The sequence below is a fragment of the Klenkia sp. AC732 genome, from assembly GCF_979256525.1.
Genome location: NZ_CEEDOS010000127.1, coordinates 1 through 256, shown reverse-complemented (window position 1 = coordinate 256; position 256 = coordinate 1). Strand labels below are relative to the sequence as shown.

General features: G+C 73.4%; 1 protein-coding gene. It reads right to left on the bottom strand.

Features of this window, described 5'->3' with window-relative positions; translation table 11 throughout:
* A partial coding sequence (locus tag AC0IVP_RS21965; protein WP_471759287.1) for a nitrile hydratase subunit alpha occupies positions 1-256 on the bottom strand: 256 nt, incomplete at both ends.

Below are 256 nucleotides of genomic sequence, written 5' to 3'. Positions count from 1 at the left end.
GATGAGGCCCTTGCGCGTGACGAGTGCGGCCAGTGCGGCCTCCTCCAGCGCAGCGGTGCCCTGGGGACGGCGCGGCAGCACCATGTACCGGGACTCCGCCGAGGCGTCCCAGACCGCGATGCGGGTGTCCGCGGGCAGCGTGACCCCGAACTCGGCGAGCACCGACCGGGGGTCCCGGACGACGCGTGAGCGGTAGGCCTCGGACTTGTACCAGCTCGGCGAGGGCCCCAGGAGCGCGATCGGGTAGCAGCTGCAC